The organism is Mesorhizobium sp. M0514 (genome assembly GCF_040321145.1).
GTDB lineage: Bacteria > Pseudomonadota > Alphaproteobacteria > Rhizobiales > Rhizobiaceae > Mesorhizobium.
Genome location: NZ_JAMYQZ010000020.1, coordinates 1 through 18,039, shown reverse-complemented (window position 1 = coordinate 18,039; position 18,039 = coordinate 1). Strand labels below are relative to the sequence as shown.

Below are 18,039 nucleotides of genomic sequence, written 5' to 3'. Positions count from 1 at the left end.
CGCTCATTGAACAGCGCGGATCTTGTCGATGATCGGCTGAAGGTTCGCATCGAACTTCGCCGTTTTGGCTCGTTCGGCGAACTCATCGAGGTTTGGTATGTGCACGACCACGCCCGAAGCCTTCAACTCAGTGATGATCTTGTCGGTGTTCTCCCTGGTGTATTCGCGATACCAGTCGGCACCAGCGTCAGCAGCCTTGCCGACCGCCGCCTTGGTCGGAGCATCCAATTTCTGGTACCAGGGCTCACCGCAGATGAAGCCCATCGTTTCGGCCATGTGGTTGGTCATAACCAGATGCTTGGCCACTTCGTAGAAACGATGGTCCTTGATCGCCACCAGAGGCTGTTCGAGCCCGTCGACGACGCCTTGTTGCAGCGCTGCATAGGCTTCCTCGAACGCAACGGACGTCGGGCTGACGCCAAGCGCCTGGATGGAGGTCACATAGGCAGGGATTCCAGGCACACGGATTTTCATGCCTTGCAGGTCGGCAAGGCTGTCTACCGGCTTCTTGACCAGGAACTGGCGGAAACCGCGAAATCCTGGTCCCAGCACCCGAAAGCCGGCCTCGTTCGCGATCGTGTCCAGGATCTCCTGTCCGACGGGACCACGCCAGATGCGGAAGAAATGGTCCTCGTCGCGGTAAAGATAGGCCACGCCTTCGATGTTGGATGCCGGAGCAAAGTCGCCAAGGTCGCCGACGCTTTCATAGAGACATTCAAGCACGCCGCCCTGCACCTGCTCGACCATCTCGCTCCAGGTTCCGAGCTGCGATGCCGGAAAGAGTTCGACGGTGACATCTTTCCCGAGCGCCGCCTCAACCTGCTGCTTGAACAACTCGATGACTTTCGTATCGGGCGAGTCCGAGGTTCCGGTACCGCCGACGCGGATATGGAGTTCTGCATTGGCGCAGGCGATGCCCGCCGTCGAAATGAGATAGGCGGCTATGAGAGTCTTGAGAATTGCTTTCATCATGGTTCCCCTTTGGTTTCTTGTTTCCGGCAAGCGGTTTATCCGTGCGCCGGCCTGCACTGCATAACATTTCTCAATGCGAAATCAGGTCACTCAAGGCCGCACGAAGTCTTGTTCCGGGCGCCAGACCAAGCGCGCGAGCGGCCGCGTTGACATAGGAAATGACGCCATTGTCCCACATGTCCTGGGAGTCGCCGATGCGCGCACTCATATGGGCGACGGCGCCTGCCGGAATGCCCCTGGCCTGCAGCATGTCGAGCGCGACGATGCCCGCGTTTTCCTTGCCGACGCCGGCATCGTTGAAAAACACGCCGCCAAGCGGCACGGCCAGGGCGAATTCTCCGGAACTGGCCCCGCCATGGGAGGCGGACACGACAATGGCGCCCTCATCTTCCGGAGTCACCTTGGTGATCGAATCCATGACGATGACCCGACCGCCAACGCCGCTTCCGATCTCGTTCTTCAGCATCAGACATCTCCCTTGGGTTGAGGTGGTTTCTCGCGAAAGGCGTCAGGCATTGCGGTCAGCACGTCGTCCAGCGCGTCGACGATCTGATCGATTTCCGATTCCTTGATCGTGAAGGGCGGGCTGATCTGGATGTGATCGCCACCACGTCCGAAATTGACGCCCGGCACACCGGGGTTGATGATGACGTTGCGTTTGCGCATCTCCGATGCCAGCATCGCCGTGAAGCCGGCATCTTCCGGGAAGGGCGCGCGCGAACTGCGGTCCGCCACGAACTCCAGGCCGGCAAAGAGGCCGCGACCTCGGACCTCGCCGATGCAGGGATGGCGCTGCTGCAGAGCGTCCAGACGCGAGAAAAGATATCGGCCGATGATCCCCGGGCGCGCGAACAACTGCTCGTTCGTCATGATCTCGAAGACCTTCTGGCCGATGAAACAGGAGGCGGCGTGTCCGCTGTAGGTGAAGCCGTGGACGAAGCGGCGTTTTCCCGAGCGGAAGAATTCGGTGATCTTGTCGTTGACGATCACTGCGCCCAGCGGCGCATAGCCGCTGGCGATTGCCTTGCCGGCGGTGATCATGTCCGGCAGCACGCCCCATTGCTCGATGGCGAAAGGGGTGCCGGTTCTGCCGTAGCCGGTCAGGACCTCGTCGGCGACGAACAGCACGCCATAGCGGTCACAGATTTCGCGGATGCGCCTGTAGTAGTCAGCACGGGGCACCACACCCGAACACGTCGTTCCGATGATCGGCTCGGCGAAGAAGGCCGAGATCGTTTCCGGCCCTTCGAGGTTGATCGTTTTCTCGAGCTCATCGGCACAATCGAGCGAACACCCGCTTTTGTCGGCGCAGTATGCGCAACGATATTCGTAGGGCGGCGCGATATGAACGACCGGCAGCATGTACGGGTCATACGGCTTGCGCCAACTGGTTCGACCTGACATCGCCAACGTAGCGAGGGTAACGCCATGGTAGCTCTGCCACCGCGTGATGATCTTGTGGCGTCGTGGTTCGCCCCGCTCCAGGTGATATTGGCGGGCGAGCTTGACCGCGGTCTCGTTGGCCTCCGAGCCCCCCGAGACGAAATACACAGAAGCCATGCCTTTCGGCGCGACTGAGAGCACTGACGCCGAGAGCTGCTCCTGCCAGGGATGCGTGAACCCCGCAGTATAGACGAAGGTGACGCTGTCGCCCGCCTCGGCAAGAGCTCGAGCGATCTCGGTTCGCCCATGGCCGATGCCGACGACCCCGGCGCTGCCCATCGCGTCAAGGTAAACCCGGCCGTCGTCGCCATGGAGGAACACGCCCTCGCCGCGCGATATCCGTATCGGCGCGACCGAGTAGTCCCTGGAGAATACGGTCATGGCCGCTCCCTGGTTGCGTTTTGAGATGCATCTGGGCCGATTGCCCAAGTCATCTTCAAATGAAGCGAGAGGCCGCCCTTGTCAATAGAAAATAATTAATTATTATGTATTATGGCTGTGGAATTGGGAGATCGATGTGCGCGTTATTCGCTGGAAATCGGAAAATGGTCTGGGGTTAGAGCACCTTGTCTTCGAGCACGGCGCAGGCGGAGTGACCGCTGACGGCACAGTGATCGGAGAGCGGCAAGGACAGCCCTATGGCATGCGCTATCGCGTCCGCTGCGCGACGGATTGGACGGTTAGGGAGGTTGCGATCGACGTCGCCGGTGGCGGCAAGCTGCGCCTCGAAGCGGATGGCCACGGCGAGTGGCGGGACGCCGACGGGATCACCCGCGCCGATCTTGCCGGATGCATCGATGTCGATATTTCCGCGACACCGTTCACCAATACCTTGCCGATCCGGCGACTACGGCTCGCTGTCGGCGAGCGTCGGCCGATCCGGGTCGCCTATATCGCCATTCCTTCCCTCGAGGTGGCAGCGGCCGACCAGGCCTATACCTGCCTGATGCTTGGTGAGCGTTACCGCTACGAAGGTATTTTCCGCAACTTCCAAGCCGAGATCGATGTCGATGAGGACGGCCTCGTCCGCGACTATCCGAGCCTTTTCAAGCGGTGCGCCCCGGGCGGCGGCTCGTCAAAAGCCTAACGGCCGACGAACTCGAGTGGCGGCTTTTGCCGCGGAGATAAGCCTGTGCCCAATCGTATTCGATGCACCTATCTGCTGGAATCGCCAATCGACATTGGCAAGGCCGCCGAGCTGCTGGCAAGCGAACAGTCGATCGGCTCCTTCACCCGTGTCGCCGGAGAAACCGACGAGATCATCGAGCGCTTCGGCGGCCGGGTCGACAAATTGCGTGTCGTCGCCGAGGACACGCCTCCGAGCCTGACGACGTCGCTGCCCGGCATCGACGAACGCTCCCGGTGTAGCCGGGCGGTAGCCACCATATCGTTCCCCGTCGAAAATTTCGGCCCGAACCTTTCATCGCTCTTCGCCATCCTGCTCGGCAACCTCTTCGAGTTGCAGGAACTGACCGGCGTGCGACTTGAGGATGTCGACATCCCCGCGAGTTTTGCCGCTCGGTTTCCGGGGCCGGCCTTCGGCATTCCCGGAACGCGTCGATTGAGTGGCGTCGCCTCCGGGCCAATCATCGGCACCATCGTCAAGCCGAAACTCGGACTCGATCCCCCAGCCATCGCCAATCTGGTGCAGATGCTCGGCGATGCCGGAATCCATTTCATCAAGGACGACGAATGCATGACCGATCCTCCATCGGCGCCGTTCTCGAAGCGCGTGGAGGCGATCGCTCCGGTCCTGGATCGCCTGGCCGACAGGCACGGCCGCAAGGTCATGTACGCGTTCAACATCAGCGACGACGGCGACCGCATGTGCCGCAATCATGATTTGGTTGCCAACAGCGGCGGAACCTGCGTCATGGTCTCGCTCAATGCCTGCGGCCCCGCCGCCATCGCCCAGTTGCGGCGCCACGCCTCGCTGCCGATCCATGCCCATCGCGCCGGCTGGGGGATGCTGACCAGGCACCCTGCCCTTGGATTGAGCTTTGCCGCCTATCAGAAGCTGTGGCGTCTCGCTGGCATCGACCAGATCCATATTGGCGGCATCCAAGGCAAGTTCTCCGAAGATGATGCTTCCGTCATTCTATCGGCACGGGCGTGTCTTGGTTCATTCGGCGACCACGCTCCGATCATGCCGGTGATTTCGTCAGGCCAATGGGGCGGTCAGGCACCGGCCACATTCAAAGGGTTCGGCAGCGATGATGTCGTCTATCTGGCTGGCGGTGGAATTCTCGGCCACCCGCTTGGTCCCCCGGCTGGGGTGCGCGCCATAAGCGAGGCCTGGGAAGCGGCAAGCCTCGGCATATCGCTCGTCGACTACGCGCGTTCGCACGAGGCGCTTGCCAGCTCGCTCGGCTTTTTCGGAAATCTCAGGCAGAAAAGAGGGACCGGCAATGGCTGACAATAACCCCTATCTCTGCTTTTACGGGGACGACTTCACCGGTTCCACGGATGCACTCGATGCGTTGCACACCGCAGGTGTCGCCGCGGTGTTGGTTCTTGATCCGTCGCAGGACGTCCTGTCACAGTTTCCCGGCGTACAGGCAGTCGGTTTGGCTGGAACAAGCCGTGCAATGTCTCCTGTCGAAATGGACGAGGAATTGCCGCGCGCCTTCCGATGGATGGCCGACCTGAAGCCCCGCATCATTCACTACAAGGTGTGCTCGACCTTCGATTCCTCGCCGCAAACCGGCAGCATCGGTCGGTCAATGGAAATCGCGCTGGAAACGCTCGGCAGCGGTCGCGTGCCGATCATTGTCGGCTCACCGCGTTTGGGGCGGTTCGTTGCCTTTGGCAACCTCTTCGCGCGCTCCGGATCAGCGCCGGCGATTCACCGGATCGACCGGCATCCGGTCATGGCCCGGCATCCGGTAACCCCCATGAACGAGGCCGATCTGCGTCTGCATCTCAAGGCACAGACTGACCTTCCGATCGATCATGTCAGCATAGCCGACATGGAGGCTGGAAACTGGCCGGCCATCGATGACGAATTGCGGGCGATCCTGTTCGATACGGTCTCCGCCGACCATCTCACCGCGATCGGGCAATGGCTTGACGAGCAAGACCGGGAGAAGCCGCTCTTTTGTGTCGGGTCGAGCGCGGTCGAAACTGCGCTCTCACTCATCATGGCGGCACGGCCACGCCACGTCAGGCCCGCAGGGATGGCAAGAGCGAGCGAGCGCGGGCCGATCCTGGCGGTTTCCGGCAGTTGCTCGCCAATCACCGCGCGCCAGATCGACGTTGCAATTGCGTCCGGATTCGGGCCGATTCCAGTGTCGGCGGCTGCTCTCGCTGGCCCTGATAGCATGGACGAGGCCTGTGCCGCGGCGACGAAGGCCGCACTCGCGGAACTCGCCGATGGAAGATCCGCGATCGTCTACACTGCCCATGGAGAACCCGACCTCGACACTCGCGTGGGCGACGCCCGCCAACGCTCGGAGATAGAGCGCAGGATTGGGATCGGGCTGGGACGCATACTCAGCGCAACGCTCGGTTCCATCAAACTAAACAGGGTCGCGGTGGCTGGAGGCGACACATCAGGAACGGTGACGCGAGCCCTCGGCGTCACCGCGCTGCAGATTGCCGCGCCTATCTCTCCAGGCGCGCCGCTTTGCTCTGGTCTGCGACGGAATGGCGGGCGGATTGAGATCGCGTTGAAGGGCGGCCAAATGGGATCGGACGACTTTTTCTGCCGCGTCAGAAACCGCTAGGTTTGGCGATCAGGATCTGAGACTCGCTTGGCGGATAGCCACGACGCTGGTCATCGTCGAGCATCAAGGTCGGCTTTGGGGCATTCGAACCAATGAGTAAGCGTCCGTTAACGCGATTGGTTGTGGGCGTTACAACCCGAGGCCTCGCTTCCTTTCGAAACTCCAAGCCACGCTACCGCTGGCGCGTACAACACCGGCGAGGTGATCGCCGAGATGCTTCTCGAGCGATGGCGCCCATGGCACGAGCTTGAAACCAAGCCCAAGGTCGATCATCGCGAAGCGGCCGGAGGCGAGCGAGAAGCGCCGCCGGTAGATGCCAGCTATTTGGTCGCCTTCCGAAGCCTTCGTGAACGGCAGTCCAATCTTGGCGGCGAGCTGAGCGCCGAACGTGTTCACCTCACGATCGCATAGCGTGTCAATCAGATTGCGACCGAAGACGATGCGTTGATTTTCGCGCCGTGCGAGGCCCTGCTCAATAAGGTGATCGGCGCGATCCTTTAGTGCCTGCTTCACTTCCCTGCCGAAGCCCCCCTCCCCAACTTCGACGGGTGCACGCGCGACTAGCTGACGGTCGAGCCAGGTCGCGCCATGGGCATGGATTTGTTCTTCGATCGAGGGGTCGGAGCGGACGGCGAGTGCAACGCGGCTGCGGCCCTTCGCATCCTCGTAGCGACGAAGCTCGACGACCGAGCCCGGAGCGGAATCGCCGGTGGCGTCGAGATCTTGAAACCGGATGTGATGGGCACGACCGTCTATGCCGTCCACGATGGCATAAGCCGAGCCCTGTAGTTCTTCGTCTAGCCCCCGCTCCAACAGCCGACCGATGATAGGTTTGTCGATCTGCTCAGCTGCAAGGACATAGTCGGCTGCGCCTTTGTCGATGCCATGGCCGGTTAGGCTGCGATGCATGCGCTTGATGATGTCGCCGCGCTCGCCAAGCGCGCGCAAGGTGCGTTCGGCTTCATCCGCCATGATCCATTGGCCCGGGCCGACCTCGCTGGCGAGGCCGAGCTTTTCGAGCCTGCGAAGCCGGCCGACCTTGAGTGCCAGGAACTCGTCCGGCAGGCGAACGGGATGCGGCGACAGAGCGATGACACCATGGCCGCTGGCATCGCGAACAAGCTGGCGGTCGAGCTGTGTCCAGCGCTCGGTGTCGACCTGCTGTTCTATTGTCCGGCGGATGTCTTGGTCGGTCCGGAGTCCCAGCGTCTGGGTGAGGATATCGCTCGCCCGGTCGCGCATGCCCTGGCGGATGTAGTCGCGTGAGATGACGAGGTTCTCGCCATCGTCGGCCACGCCGCGCACAAGAATATGAACGTGCGGATGTTCGGTGTTCCAATGGTCAACGCCGATCCAATCGAGCTTCGTGCCGAGATCCCGCTCCATGTCGACCATCAGGTTACGGGCGAAGCCTTTGAGGTCGCCCAGCTCGTGGGCATCGTCCGGTGAGACGATGAAACGGAAATGGTGCCGGTCCTCCTTGCACCGATCGGCAAAGACGTCGTGATCGGCCTCGTCCGTGTCAGGACCAAACATCGTCGCCTTCTCGCCGTCGCGCGTCACGCCTTCGCGACGAAGGTATTTGAGATGAGCGGCGAGCGGCGCCGAGCTTCTGAATTGACGAACGACGCGCGCTTTGACAATGGCACCGCGCGAACGGCCGGGGATGAGGCGATTGGCTCGAATGCTTGCCGACCGGCCACGACCGAAGGTGGAGTTCCGTGGCGAAATGATCCGGCCTTTGCGCGAGATTTTCCCGCCCGCCCGTTGTGCCGCTGCGAGTGCCTGGACGAGAAAGGGGCGTGCGCGCTGGCTGGCGCGGGAGCGGATACGGCCGGGGCGGACGCGAAAGTCATTGTCACGAGTCATGGCCGCAGAGCCCGCGAGGCGCGATGCCTAAGGGAAAGATTGAGAAAATGACGATAGCGCACATCGCCGTTTGCATGAGCACATCGCAAATCGGGACAAAAACAGTAAGAAAAACAATCGACCGACCGAGCCGCACATCGCAGCCCTTTATCCTGCCATCCCTCTTCGTCCTCTCTCACGGCCAACCCTCCCGCCGCAATTTCCACGACGGAACAGGTCGGAATGCGATTGACCAGGAATGCTGAGATGATTGTGGAGTCGCGGCGGAGGTCTGCACAAACGGACTGCGAATAGCGGAGTTCGGAACTGATACGCCTTCACTGCGCGAGGTGTCCGGTTGCGGTACGAGCGCCGTAAGATCGGTGACCGCTTTGTCCACCGGTGCTCGCACGCTGGGTGAACGGATCGCCGTGAAGACGGTCTCTACGGGAACATTAGTCTCGCGCTCACACTGCGGCGCCGAGCTATTCCGTGTGTTCACGACGTCCGCGAAAATCGCCGCTTCGAGTGCGCTCGCCCTGCCCGCTCCTTGACGTGCGCGCATCGGAATGGGAACCGAACCATTGATCAGGGGCGCCAGTTTCCTGACGTAGTCGATCGTCTCGCGCGGAAGTGGCCGGCCGGTAACAAGATGCTCTTCGTATCGGCCAGGACCGGCATTGTAAGCAGCGAGGAAGCCGTTGCGGCCGAAGCGGTCGAGCATCTCGCGCAGATACGCTGCACCTGCAAAAATGTTGTCGCGCGGCTGATAAGGATCGTCACCGAGGCGGTACTTGGCGCGCAGTTCTTCCCATGTCGCCGGCATGATCTGCATCAAACCCATTGCGCCTTTGCTCGACACCGCATGAACATCCCCAACGCTCTCGACGCGCATGACGGCGCGAAGTAGTCGCTCGGGAATGGCAAAGCGTTTGGCCGCCTCCCGGATATGCGCCGACCAGGGATCAGCGGACGAGATGGTACTGCTGGAGTGCGCCGGCCGTTCACGATGCGCGGAAGGCTCAGCACAGACAATAGACGCCGTAAGGGCGAGCATGACGCTTGCAGACAGCGCTGCAATGCCTCGGCAGATAAAAGTACCTGCACCACGATCCCGACGCGCCTGCAGCCTGCCACCGTGCTCGCTTCCGTCAAGGGTAAGGCTTCGCCGGCCGGACTTTGTTGCCGCAACGTGCGGCGCCATGAACGTCTTGCACGACGGGCAAGCGTTCGGCCACCCTTGACCTTCGCTGCGCGCGCCGGCCGCCTGACAGGCGATCGGGTCGAAGGGTTTGACCGACGCCCGATCGATCAAAGGGTTTGACATAGAAAGGCCGCTGGAGCGCAATCGGAGCATCCGGTCAGCCTCGCTCGTCGCGCTTCGACTGCCGGCTCCAGTGTAACGTCCAGACACTTTTCTCGGCATCGGACTGAAACAAATTGGCGCGGATCGCCTGAGTGAGCGACGGATCATCGACGGAGACCCAGAGATAGTTGCCGGCCTTCTCGCCGGTCCGATCCCACGCCGCGCCGATCTCCATGCCTTCGCAGAAGACGCGATGGTCGGGAGCATTCTCCGCGTCCGATTTCTCTACAGGCAGGATGGTGAGTTTCGCGTCGAGCGTCAGCGTCGAGATGTTGCCGAAGAAGCCGTCATCGTTGCGGGTGAAGGTGCCGATCTGAGCCATTGCGGTGCTCCTTTCATGAGCGTTGATGAGGTTTGGTGCGAGGTATCAAGGTCACCAGGGACCGGTTTGTTGGCATCCGGCGCGGGAGAAGTGCGGTCGTTGGTCCAGATCGGGACTGCGCGGCCGATGATCGAATTGAGCGGGAGTGGGCCGAAATACCTGCCGTCGAAACTGTCAGCCGAGTCCCAGTTCATGAGGAAGACTTCACGATCGGCAACGATGCGGCAGCCCTGCCAGCCGGGCAGCGGCCGGCCACGACTGTCACGATCGAGCGCACGTCCAAAGGCCACGCCGTCGACGATGATGGAGCTACCTCGCCGGCACACCATTGTGCCTCCGAGTGCCAACACATGCTTCAGTAGCGGCACGCCGTGCGGCAGGTATCCGCGTTGGGCAAGCAAATCCGCCAGGGGCTTGGGCGGCATGACGACGGCGATTTCGGAAACGCCGATCCGGTCGACCGGCTCGACGCGGTAGAGCCCGACCGGGACGCTCGCTGAAGCGTTCCAGATCAACTTCGGTCGATGGTCGATCCATGCCGGCGCGGCGACGAGGACCGCGCCGCCGAACATGGCGATGATGATCGTTGCGCGCATGCTCATGGCTCAACTCGGCGGCGGAGGAGCCATGCCTCATGCCGCTGGCGAGTGTAGGGTCTGGGTGCTTCGCGCGCGGCGAGCCGGCTGTGGGCATGCCGCCAGTAGTCCGGCGACACGTCAATGGGATCGATGCCGAACGCTTCGATAGCGTCGATGATCTTCAGCACCTTTTCGACGTTCGGCCATCCGATAGCTGTAAGCAGGATGTCGGCGCCAGGCCGCACATAGGCGACGGTAGAGCAGCGCTCGTCGATGGCGACGGCGCGTAGGATATCGATGCGGGAAGCGACAGTGCCGAAGTTGTTCGCGGTCCAGCGAACGAAAGCGAAGACGCAGCCAGGCGTGAAGGCGACGACACGACGAGTGCGGTCGACATTTCGGTTCGAAGCAATCTTGCCGAACCGGATATAGTTCTCGATCCGCTTCTTCAGCCACACCAACTCGACGTGGGTGAGATTGCTCATGCTGGCCCCCGTGACCGGAGGCCAGCAATCAGCATGGCGACACGAGGATCAAAGAAGACAGCTGTGCTTCGGGGAAAACGGGCGTCGATCGTTCTCGGCATGGCCGAAAGATCATGGCTCCGCTGTCGTCCACAGCCTCCCTGATCGGCGCTTTCCGTTAGAAAGAATCCGAAGGATTCACAGTTAGAAACGTTAGAGGAGCGGGTTCGGCAATCGCTGCAATGACTTAAGGCCGATTCCGGTTCCTGATAGCACGGGAATCCGGTTCCCGATGGCACGGGAGTTGCGGTTCCTGATAGCACGGGCCTGTCCACAGTCATTTCACAGCCCTGCTGGTTCGGCCACGTGGCGGGCACGGTGTTGCGCTGGCGCTCGCGAATGGATCGGCCGGGCTGAGTTGGAAGTTCAGGCGTGACCGACCGTCGGGATCGACGGAGAGTGCCAGCCGGTAGCCCGGCAGTGGCTGGCGACGCACGATCTCGCGCAGGTCGAAGGTGAAGCGCTTGAAGGGCGACAGGCTGCCGGACTTCACGTGGAGATGGCCGAGATCAAAGCTCCAACCATAGGTCTGGCGGCCACCGTGCTTGCGAACGAGTCGGTAAAGCCAGCGCTCCAGGCCGCCCGTTAGCCCGAAATATTGGCGGTCGATCGTGAGAATAAGTGCATCGTCGATGACGCCAGCATAGAACCAGTCCGGCAGGACGAGCTCGATGCCAAGTGGGCGCCCACTGACGTCCATCCGCTCCTTCCATTCGTTGATCCAGGAGAAGCGATGCCGCCGCCGCTCGGACGACTGGCGGATCGATGTAGCGACGGTCGTCGATTGCAGGCGGTCAAGCGCGGCTTTCAGTCTGTCGTAAGAGTGAGCGGAGTCGCCACGCTCGATGAACGCAAGGATCTCGTAGGGCGTGGCCGCCATCAGACGCGACGTGCGAAGGCCTTTGTCACGTGCATCGACAATCTGACTGGCTGCCCAGATCAGGATGTCGGCGTCCCAGATCGTCGCCATGCCATGTTCGATCGTCGCCTCGACGCGGATCGAAACCTCGCCCATGCGAAAGTCGATCGGTGTCACGCGGCGGGATTTGGCGAGTGAGAAAAACGGCCACGACATCAGGTCTTGCGCATCGCGTGGCGTGATCACACTGGGGCGCGCGCGGAACAGATCAAGCTGCCCCTGATCGGTCGAGCGAAGCTGCATTTTCTTTGCCCCGCAGTATCAGGAGACGCCATGGCGCCGGCCGGCATAGGCCGGCGCGCGGGCGGCATGCGGCTTGGCAGGCGGAACAAAGGTCGCGTTGGCATCGCTGGTGGACGTGCGCGTACCAAGTTCGATCCAGGCGTGCAGATCGTCGATGTCATAGAGGACGCGACCACCGACCTTTCGGTATTTTGGTCCGGTGCCGTACGTCCGGTGCTTTTCCAGCGTGCGAGCGCAAAGGCCGACGATTGGTGCCGCCTCCTTCGTTCGCAGGTATTTTTGGGGCGCGTCCGCGGGACCCTTCGACATCGCTCGATCTCCGTTCGGTTTTGCTGTCGTCCTGGCCTGCCGGGACGCGCGAAACGGACGATGGTCGAATTGAGGAAAGGCGAGGGAGGGCAAACATCGGGGGATGTGTTTTCGCTACCCTTGCGAAAAGGGCTTCAGCGATCGGATTTTCGGCTGCGGCTGTGTGGATAGAAGAGAAGGTCGCGGTAACCGCCGTTCACAAGATGATCCGCCCTTCGCAGGATCGCCCGAACCTTGTGCCGGAGATGATGATCGCGCCAATCTCGAGGCGCGATCGACTCTCGTGACAAAAGCACCTCCGCAATCTCGCGGTAGGTGGCCCCTGCGCGACGGGCGTCATGAGCGCGCAGATTGAGAGAGTGCCTCGTCTTCGTTTGCATCGGCAGCGCGCCGTAGACCGGGCTAGATAGTCGGCGGTCGAGCGCCCGCCAGAACTGCCGCGCTGCGTCGAGCCGTGTCTCGAATGCCGCATCGAGTGGCAGGACGATGGCGTTGAATTCGGTCGCGCGGCTGCTGATGTCAGTGACGAGATTACTTGTTCCGGTCGATGCCGGCCAAAGAATATGAAGCTCATCGGCTTTCCAAACGGCCGAGCTGCTGAGCCTGGAAAGTTGGACAGTCTGATGCGAAGGGCTCACTGATGATCGCATTTGCGTGGCTCGCAGCACGCGCGGTGAAGCCTGTTCCGTCCAGACGATGTTCCCAGCTAACGGAAGCCCGTCACCGGTGACTATGAAATCGCGCGCCCCAACGAGCGATGAAGTCGGGCGAACCAACAGGTTCAACGGAACCTGGGAGATGTGACGACAGCTGGCCGCACTCGGCGACAAAGTCGTCGTTCCGGATCAGATACTCCGCAGCGAACTCTGCAGGCATGTAGCCTTGCATGTGCGCATAGGTTTCCGGATCGGTCCAATCACCTTGCAATGTGCCAAGTCCTCTCCCACTGGCCGCATTCGGCGGCGGGCTTCGGACCCAGCATCTGGGGCGACAGGAACATTGGGTAGTTGGAGAGTCAGCAAACCGCTCTGCTGATTCAGCAAAGCACGGCGAACTACAGAAGCCGCTTAGTGCGGGGCACCGCCCGCCAGGAGATATCGATAGCCGTTCGTCGTCATCCACCGGGCGCGGGCTAGATGCGTCTCCCACGACCTGAATGCGCGTTCCGGTTCTTGCTCAGGATCGATATGTAGAACGATCTTGGCGACCTCACGCCAATCCGCATCTTCGGCCGCGGCGTCGAGCAGGCGGATATAGGTGAGCAATCGCTCCTCGTCATAGCCGGTCAGGATTGGCGCATCCGGGGCGACGTCGGCGACATCGGGATCGAGGAGTGGTTTAAGCACGGCACACCAAAAGTCGTGGAAGCACAAGTGGCTGCATTCACCAGATAACCAGATTTTCTGGTTATCTGGATTTCCATTTAATTGATCTGCCGGCTTCGTCAAGGACCGGCAGCGAATGCAAAAGACACTTCGGTCGCCAAGACATTTGCGACTCATCCAATTGATCGTGGACAAGCGCAAAGCTGCAGGCTTGAGCCAGGCCGACTTGGCAAAAGCAATCGATCGATACCAATCAGTAGTCGCAGCCATCGAGTCGGGAGGGCGGCGCCTGGACGTGATCGAGTTCCTCGATCTGGCTGAAACGATAGGCTTCGATCCCCATGATATTCTAGATGAGGTGACAACAGTTCCGAGTATGCCCGCCAGAAAGCGCTAGCAGTCGATCTGCTCAAGGGCGAAATCAGACCTCTGAAATCCAAAACGAATTTCTGGTTGCTGTGCTCAATTGGCTGCAGTCGGATCGCGAGCCGGGCAGAGCCCGGCGAGCGGCCGCCGTGTTTCAAACAGCCGCACGCCCCGATGAACTAGTCGGCACATATCCTTATGCTATGACGGTCTCGTTGATGCGTCGGACCTGAAAGGCCGCGCGGCGAAACTTTTGCTGCGCGCCCTTTCGTATGCTCATGCCGCCTTTTCCAACAGAGCCTTTGCCCTGCCTTCCAGTTCAAGCCGGCTGTCCTGATACGTCTTGTTGCGGGCGTGTGCAGTCATGCCCTGCACAAAATCGAAGATGCTTTCCGGCGGGCGGCCTTCCTCCTGCAACACAGCCTCGATGATCTTGCCTGTTTCGCCCTTGGAGAAACCGCGCTTGCGCAGGAAGCTTTCGCGGTCTTCGTCGCTACGGGCGACGATCTTCTCACGCGCGGCCTTGATGCCGGCGATGAACGGCGCGGGGCTTGAGTTCGCAAAGTTCGTCAAAGCGGGCTCTGCCTCATGAGCAAAACGAAGTGCCGCAAACTTCGAATGCCGGATCGTGATTTCCTCAAAGCCCTCGACGCCCCAAAGATTCCGGTTCATGCAAACGGCGCGGAGATAGAAACTCGCAATGCCCAGCGTCTTGCTGCCGACTTCCGAATTCCAGCAATAGAAGCCACGGAAATACAGATCCGGTTCGCCATTAGGGAGCCGTCCGGCTTCGATCGGATGCGTATCGTCAACAAGAAACAGGAACACGTCGCGGTCGCTGGCGTAAAGCGTGGTGGTGTCCTTGGTGATGTCGACGAATGGATTGTGCGTCATCGTCGCCCAATCCAGAACGCCCGGCACCTTCCACATGGTGTCACCGGTACCATTGCCCGCGATCTTCATCACGGAGGCGACGAGCTCGTGATCCCAGATACGGCCATAGTCCGGGCCGGTTACGGCGCGAAGTTCAATGCGCCCATCTGCCGTCTCGAGGGTCTTCATCAATTCCGCCCGATGGCTCAGAAGGCCGTGCTGCAAATTAATGCCTGCCAGCGGTGCGGGAAGCTGGCGCATGTAGGTCGCCGGTGCGCTGACAAGGCTGCAAAGCTGGCCAAAACTCCAATGCGTGGGCGCAATTGGCTGCTCCTGTCCGGGGACGATAAGCGAAAGCCGCTCTGCATTGTCGCGGGTAGCTTCCACGCGAACAGCGCGGCTCTCGACGGTGCGGGCGGTAGCGCGGTCCGCTCTCTGCTTCACGGCATCAAAAAGCTCGGTGAGGCTCAAATAGCGCTCGTCATCGGGACGCGAAAACCATTCCGAGGAAACTCGTCCGATCCTCTCACCGCACGAGATATCCACGCGAAAGCCGCTGGAAATCGCCTGCTGCTGGGTGTTCCTCTCGCCCTCGATGATGGTGGTCATGTTCATTGTGCTCACTCCCTTTTTCCATAAATGCCGAAGGCATGTCCTCGGCATGCCTTCCGGGGGCGCGTGAGCGCGCGGGAGTGATGGGGGCCAATGCCGGCGAGCGGAGCCGGGTTGCACGGTCGAGCGGAGCGGATGGAGATTGATTGCCACTGTTGCTGCATTCGGCCGCTTTGCGAGCCTGCGGCCCTGCTCTGCACAGGCGGCACTGGCGGGGAAGCGAGGGGAAGTTCCTCGCTTCCCGACGGATCGGCAAGGCTATCCGCAGGCGATCAGAACGATGAAAGCGAAGCTTACCTTTACAATATTGGCGAGGAGTGTGGATTGTAGAAAGGAAACGCACTATTTGCCACATCGGCGGGCTCGGGAAAACAAACGACGTTCAATTCGTCCGATACAATAAGAGGAAAACTGTATGACCACTTCTCTCGAACAAGACGGCCAACTGGATACCGTGTCGGTAGCGGCTGACATCGTCGCCGCCTATGTGTCGAACAATCCACTACCGGTCGGCGAGTTGCCGAAATTGATCGGCGATATTCATGCCGCTTTGAAAGGTATCGGCACGCCGGCGACGCAACCTGTGGTCAAGCAGGAACCGGCAGTATCGATCAAGAAGTCGGTGACGCCGGACTTCATCATCTGCCTGGAGGACGGAAAAAAGTTCAAATCCCTGAAGCGCCATATCGGAGTCCATTACAATCTGAGTCCTGAGGAATACCGGCAGAAGTGGAACCTGCCGGCCGATTACCCGATGGTGGCGCCGAACTACGCGGCCACCCGCTCGGCTCTGGCGAAATCAATAGGGCTGGGGCGCAAGGCGGCCACACCTCCACCCGCCGCGGCAGAAAAACCAAAACGGGCTGCTCGTGCGGCAGCAGCGACGACGACCGCGGCAGCCGTCAAGTCGCCACTGAAGAAGACGCGCAAGGCACCAGCCAAAGCCTAGCGCGCTGCACCTTGCAGACGTGCCAGGCTGTGTTGGGCCTGAACATGGCGAAGCTCCGCCTTGCAGCGGGGCTTCGTGTTAAGTCGGATCACTCTGCGGTGCGGCGGGACCAGATGAGCGCGAAGTCGCCCTCGGCGTCGGTCTCGACCAGGCTCGCATAGATCGGAGCCGGGAAGCTGGGATCGTCGAGCTTGACGGAGTGGTAGTCGCGTCCCTCGCGCGAGGTCTTCTTCCATGCCGCCCCGAACTCGGTGGCGCCGGCGAAGATGCGGAAGTCGGGACCCTTTTCATTTTCGCCATCGGCTGGAGAGAACGTCACCGTCTTGACGTTGAGGTTGAGGGTCTTGACCGAGCCGGAGAAGCCGTTCGCAGTGCGGGAGAATGTGCCGATCGTAGCCATTGTGGTGGTCCTTCTGGTTTTCTCGGGCCGCGCCCATCGCGGCCTCGATGGTGGTCGTGAGACCGGAGACGATCGGTCCGCACCCCGAGGGGCTGAAACGAAGTGAAGGACGGCGACGCGAGGCTTTCTTGAACCGCGAGGAATGGAAGCGCAGCGGACAGGGGAAGAAAACGCAGCGACGTCGTTGCGGGAAGACGATCGAGACTGAGCGCAGCGAAGGCGGTCTTCGGTCAGACCCCAATCCATTCGAGGACGCCGTGGGCGTGGCTTGGAAAGAATACGCGGAAGGAACGCCACAGTGGCTAAGGTCGGTCACGGCCATTGTCGCTCGCGCCGCTGCGCTTCTCTATTTCGGTCAAAGATGCTTCCTCGCGCGCCATGGCGGTGTTGGTCCTACTCCATCGGTGAAGAAGAGACGTCCGATTTCCCTAATCTTTGGGCTGAATCGTCGTCGCGTTCGGGGCGGCTCCGAAGGCGACCAATTGATTGCTGAGGGCAGCGGCTTCCAAGCCGCCAAATGCCGTGACGATTTCCTGTCTCACGTCGATTCGATGCAAGTCTGATTTGAGATCGAAGGCGGGATAGCCGCGTCACACCTGATCCTCCACCGCATGGCCGAATGTTCCCGCTGCGGTCACGCCTCACGCACGGTGAGGCATTGCTGGGAATGGGTCCCCTCCACGCCGGGTGTCTGATGCCGAGGTGATGCGCTGTGTGATTTTCGCGATAAGAGTGGTGGAAATTCCCGGTTCGAGCGTTGGTTTGTACCGGATTCCGTTCGCTGACGCGATGACAATGTGGAATTGCCTGTGCCATAAGGCCAATCGTTGAACCAACTCAGAAGGGATGGAAACGATGGCTGTAAACACGATCGATATTGCCGAACGCCTTGCAGACGCGCACGGCCTGTCGAAAACCCAAGCGAAATCCGTGGTCGAGGATGTGTTGAAGGGCATTGCGTAAGCCGCTTCCAAGGGCGAGGAAATCAGCCTCAATGGCTTCGGCAAGTTCAAGGTACAGAACAAACCAGCACGTGATGGCCGCAATCCGTCGACTGGCGCCACGATCAAGATCGCCGCATCGAAGAAGATCGTCTTCCAGCCGGCAAAGGCTCTCAAGGACTCGGTGAACGGCTGATCATTTGAAGACGACACGTTTCGTCTGATGGTAACGCGCTGTCCTGTTGGGCGATGGTGTCTCATGCCAAGATCATCAGCTTCTCATTGCTGCCGTCCTTAGGTCGAGGTCCCCGGCCGCGCCAATGG

The 18,039-nt window shown here is 60.9% G+C and carries 21 protein-coding genes and 1 pseudogene; 7 read left to right on the top strand and 15 right to left on the bottom strand.

What is annotated here, in order from left to right:
* Positions 1 to 3 precede the first annotated feature (3 nt).
* The 3 genes from NKI61_RS10905 to NKI61_RS10895 form a co-directional block, all read right to left on the bottom strand.
* Positions 4 to 969, bottom strand: coding sequence for a TRAP transporter substrate-binding protein (locus NKI61_RS10905; protein ID WP_352839456.1), 966 nt, complete (start codon positions 967 to 969; stop codon positions 4 to 6).
* Between the two features lie 73 nt (positions 970 to 1,042).
* Positions 1,043 to 1,438 carry a hypothetical protein gene (locus tag NKI61_RS10900; RefSeq protein WP_352839453.1) on the bottom strand — a complete coding sequence of 132 codons (396 nt, stop codon included), beginning with the start codon at positions 1,436 to 1,438 and terminating at the stop codon, positions 1,043 to 1,045.
* Complete coding sequence (locus NKI61_RS10895) at positions 1,438 to 2,796, bottom strand: aminotransferase family protein (RefSeq protein ID WP_352839450.1); 1,359 nt, start codon at positions 2,794 to 2,796, stop codon at positions 1,438 to 1,440. The genes NKI61_RS10900 and NKI61_RS10895 overlap by 1 nt, the downstream gene beginning before the upstream one ends.
* A 136-nt stretch (positions 2,797 to 2,932) precedes the next feature.
* On the opposite strand from NKI61_RS10895, the gene NKI61_RS10890 reads away from it, so the two are divergent.
* The 3 genes from NKI61_RS10890 to NKI61_RS10880 are packed head-to-tail and all read left to right on the top strand — an operon-like array spanning position 2,933 to position 6,140.
* Positions 2,933 to 3,502 (top strand): putative glycolipid-binding domain-containing protein, encoded by a 570-nt coding sequence (locus NKI61_RS10890; protein ID WP_352839448.1) that lies wholly within the window; start codon positions 2,933 to 2,935, stop codon positions 3,500 to 3,502.
* Positions 3,503 to 3,547: 45 nt separating this feature from the next.
* A complete protein-coding gene (locus NKI61_RS10885) occupies positions 3,548 to 4,831 on the top strand; it encodes a RuBisCO large subunit C-terminal-like domain-containing protein (protein WP_352839446.1) in 1,284 nt (427 codons plus the stop codon).
* Positions 4,824 to 6,140, top strand: a complete 1,317-nt coding sequence (locus tag NKI61_RS10880; RefSeq protein ID WP_352839443.1) for a four-carbon acid sugar kinase family protein — start codon at positions 4,824 to 4,826, stop codon at positions 6,138 to 6,140. The genes NKI61_RS10885 and NKI61_RS10880 overlap by 8 nt, the downstream gene beginning before the upstream one ends.
* A gap of 129 nt (positions 6,141 to 6,269) precedes the next feature.
* Here NKI61_RS10880 and NKI61_RS10875 read toward each other — a convergent pair whose 3' ends face one another.
* From NKI61_RS10875 to NKI61_RS10835, 10 genes are all read right to left on the bottom strand, one after another.
* Positions 6,270 to 8,009 carry a relaxase/mobilization nuclease domain-containing protein gene (locus NKI61_RS10875; protein ID WP_352839441.1) on the bottom strand — a complete coding sequence of 580 codons (1,740 nt, stop codon included), beginning with the start codon at positions 8,007 to 8,009 and terminating at the stop codon, positions 6,270 to 6,272.
* A 175-nt stretch (positions 8,010 to 8,184) separates the two neighbouring features.
* On the bottom strand, positions 8,185 to 9,336 hold the full coding sequence (locus tag NKI61_RS10870; protein WP_245276587.1) for a lytic transglycosylase domain-containing protein: 1,152 nt from the start codon (positions 9,334 to 9,336) through the stop codon (positions 8,185 to 8,187).
* A 13-nt stretch (positions 9,337 to 9,349) separates the two neighbouring features.
* Positions 9,350 to 9,676 (bottom strand): DUF736 domain-containing protein, encoded by a 327-nt coding sequence (locus tag NKI61_RS10865; RefSeq protein WP_023807805.1) that lies wholly within the window; start codon positions 9,674 to 9,676, stop codon positions 9,350 to 9,352.
* On the bottom strand, positions 9,613 to 10,248 hold the full coding sequence (locus tag NKI61_RS10860; RefSeq protein WP_348626594.1) for a S26 family signal peptidase: 636 nt from the start codon (positions 10,246 to 10,248) through the stop codon (positions 9,613 to 9,615). The genes NKI61_RS10865 and NKI61_RS10860 overlap by 64 nt, the downstream gene beginning before the upstream one ends.
* A 26-nt stretch (positions 10,249 to 10,274) precedes the next feature.
* Entirely contained in the window at positions 10,275 to 10,739 is a 465-nt protein-coding gene (locus tag NKI61_RS10855; RefSeq protein WP_023807807.1) for a DUF2840 domain-containing protein, read from the bottom strand.
* Positions 10,740 to 11,055: 316 nt separating this feature from the next.
* The gene (locus tag NKI61_RS10850) at positions 11,056 to 11,940 is read right to left on the bottom strand and encodes a replication initiator protein A (protein ID WP_023807808.1); all 885 of its coding nucleotides are present in this window, start codon (positions 11,938 to 11,940) and stop codon (positions 11,056 to 11,058) included.
* Positions 11,941 to 11,958: 18 nt separating this feature from the next.
* Positions 11,959 to 12,249, bottom strand: a complete 291-nt coding sequence (locus NKI61_RS10845; RefSeq protein WP_023807809.1) for a helix-turn-helix transcriptional regulator — start codon at positions 12,247 to 12,249, stop codon at positions 11,959 to 11,961.
* Positions 12,250 to 12,383: 134 nt separating this feature from the next.
* Positions 12,384 to 13,034 carry a DUF2285 domain-containing protein gene (locus tag NKI61_RS10840; protein WP_155927335.1) on the bottom strand — a complete coding sequence of 217 codons (651 nt, stop codon included), beginning with the start codon at positions 13,032 to 13,034 and terminating at the stop codon, positions 12,384 to 12,386.
* On the bottom strand, positions 12,970 to 13,125 hold the full coding sequence (locus NKI61_RS32900; RefSeq protein WP_502899893.1) for a transcriptional regulator domain-containing protein: 156 nt from the start codon (positions 13,123 to 13,125) through the stop codon (positions 12,970 to 12,972). Before NKI61_RS32900 ends, NKI61_RS10840 begins: the two co-directional genes overlap by 65 nt.
* A gap of 191 nt (positions 13,126 to 13,316) precedes the next feature.
* On the bottom strand, positions 13,317 to 13,595 hold the full coding sequence (locus NKI61_RS10835) for a DNA -binding domain-containing protein (protein ID WP_023807811.1): 279 nt from the start codon (positions 13,593 to 13,595) through the stop codon (positions 13,317 to 13,319).
* Positions 13,596 to 13,710: 115 nt separating this feature from the next.
* On the opposite strand from NKI61_RS10835, the gene NKI61_RS10830 reads away from it, so the two are divergent.
* The gene (locus NKI61_RS10830) at positions 13,711 to 13,971 is read left to right on the top strand and encodes a helix-turn-helix transcriptional regulator (protein ID WP_023707927.1); all 261 of its coding nucleotides are present in this window, start codon (positions 13,711 to 13,713) and stop codon (positions 13,969 to 13,971) included.
* Between the two features lie 245 nt (positions 13,972 to 14,216).
* On the opposite strand, the gene NKI61_RS10825 is transcribed toward NKI61_RS10830, so the two are convergent.
* Entirely contained in the window at positions 14,217 to 15,422 is a 1,206-nt protein-coding gene (locus NKI61_RS10825) for a hypothetical protein (RefSeq protein ID WP_023807812.1), read from the bottom strand.
* Between the two features lie 418 nt (positions 15,423 to 15,840).
* On the opposite strand from NKI61_RS10825, the gene NKI61_RS10820 reads away from it, so the two are divergent.
* Positions 15,841 to 16,374, top strand: a complete 534-nt coding sequence (locus tag NKI61_RS10820; RefSeq protein ID WP_023807813.1) for a Ros/MucR family transcriptional regulator — start codon at positions 15,841 to 15,843, stop codon at positions 16,372 to 16,374.
* Positions 16,375 to 16,462: 88 nt separating this feature from the next.
* Here the strand turns inward: NKI61_RS10820 and NKI61_RS10815 are convergent, their stop codons facing one another.
* Positions 16,463 to 16,774, bottom strand: coding sequence for a DUF736 domain-containing protein (locus tag NKI61_RS10815; protein ID WP_352839435.1), 312 nt, complete (start codon positions 16,772 to 16,774; stop codon positions 16,463 to 16,465).
* 128 nt (positions 16,775 to 16,902) lie between these two features.
* On the opposite strand from NKI61_RS10815, the gene NKI61_RS10810 reads away from it, so the two are divergent.
* Entirely contained in the window at positions 16,903 to 17,337 is a 435-nt protein-coding gene (locus NKI61_RS10810; protein ID WP_155927339.1) for a hypothetical protein, read from the top strand.
* Between the two features lie 418 nt (positions 17,338 to 17,755).
* Positions 17,756 to 17,911 (top strand): annotated as a pseudogene (locus NKI61_RS32895) (HU family DNA-binding protein); the annotation flags it as partial.
* Positions 17,912 to 18,039 lie beyond the last annotated feature (128 nt).

Coding starts and splice junctions, on each gene's coding strand:
- NKI61_RS10905 (WP_352839456.1), bottom strand. CDS start 969: ATGAAAGCAATTCTCAAGACTCTCATAGCCGCCTATCTCATTTCGACG.
- NKI61_RS10900 (WP_352839453.1), bottom strand. CDS start 1,438: ATGCTGAAGAACGAGATCGGAAGCGGCGTTGGCGGTCGGGTCATCGTC.
- NKI61_RS10895 (WP_352839450.1), bottom strand. CDS start 2,796: ATGACCGTATTCTCCAGGGACTACTCGGTCGCGCCGATACGGATATCG.
- NKI61_RS10880 (WP_352839443.1), top strand. CDS start 4,824: ATGGCTGACAATAACCCCTATCTCTGCTTTTACGGGGACGACTTCACC.
- NKI61_RS10875 (WP_352839441.1), bottom strand. CDS start 8,009: ATGACTCGTGACAATGACTTTCGCGTCCGCCCCGGCCGTATCCGCTCC.
- NKI61_RS10865 (WP_023807805.1), bottom strand. CDS start 9,676: ATGGCTCAGATCGGCACCTTCACCCGCAACGATGACGGCTTCTTCGGC.
- NKI61_RS10860 (WP_348626594.1), bottom strand. CDS start 10,248: ATGTTCGGCGGCGCGGTCCTCGTCGCCGCGCCGGCATGGATCGACCAT.
- NKI61_RS10855 (WP_023807807.1), bottom strand. CDS start 10,739: ATGAGCAATCTCACCCACGTCGAGTTGGTGTGGCTGAAGAAGCGGATC.
- NKI61_RS10850 (WP_023807808.1), bottom strand. CDS start 11,940: ATGCAGCTTCGCTCGACCGATCAGGGGCAGCTTGATCTGTTCCGCGCG.
- NKI61_RS10845 (WP_023807809.1), bottom strand. CDS start 12,249: ATGTCGAAGGGTCCCGCGGACGCGCCCCAAAAATACCTGCGAACGAAG.
- NKI61_RS32900 (WP_502899893.1), bottom strand. CDS start 13,125: ATGCCTGCAGAGTTCGCTGCGGAGTATCTGATCCGGAACGACGACTTT.
- NKI61_RS10830 (WP_023707927.1), top strand. CDS start 13,711: ATGCAAAAGACACTTCGGTCGCCAAGACATTTGCGACTCATCCAATTG.
- NKI61_RS10825 (WP_023807812.1), bottom strand. CDS start 15,422: ATGACCACCATCATCGAGGGCGAGAGGAACACCCAGCAGCAGGCGATT.
- NKI61_RS10820 (WP_023807813.1), top strand. CDS start 15,841: ATGACCACTTCTCTCGAACAAGACGGCCAACTGGATACCGTGTCGGTA.
- NKI61_RS10815 (WP_352839435.1), bottom strand. CDS start 16,774: ATGGCTACGATCGGCACATTCTCCCGCACTGCGAACGGCTTCTCCGGC.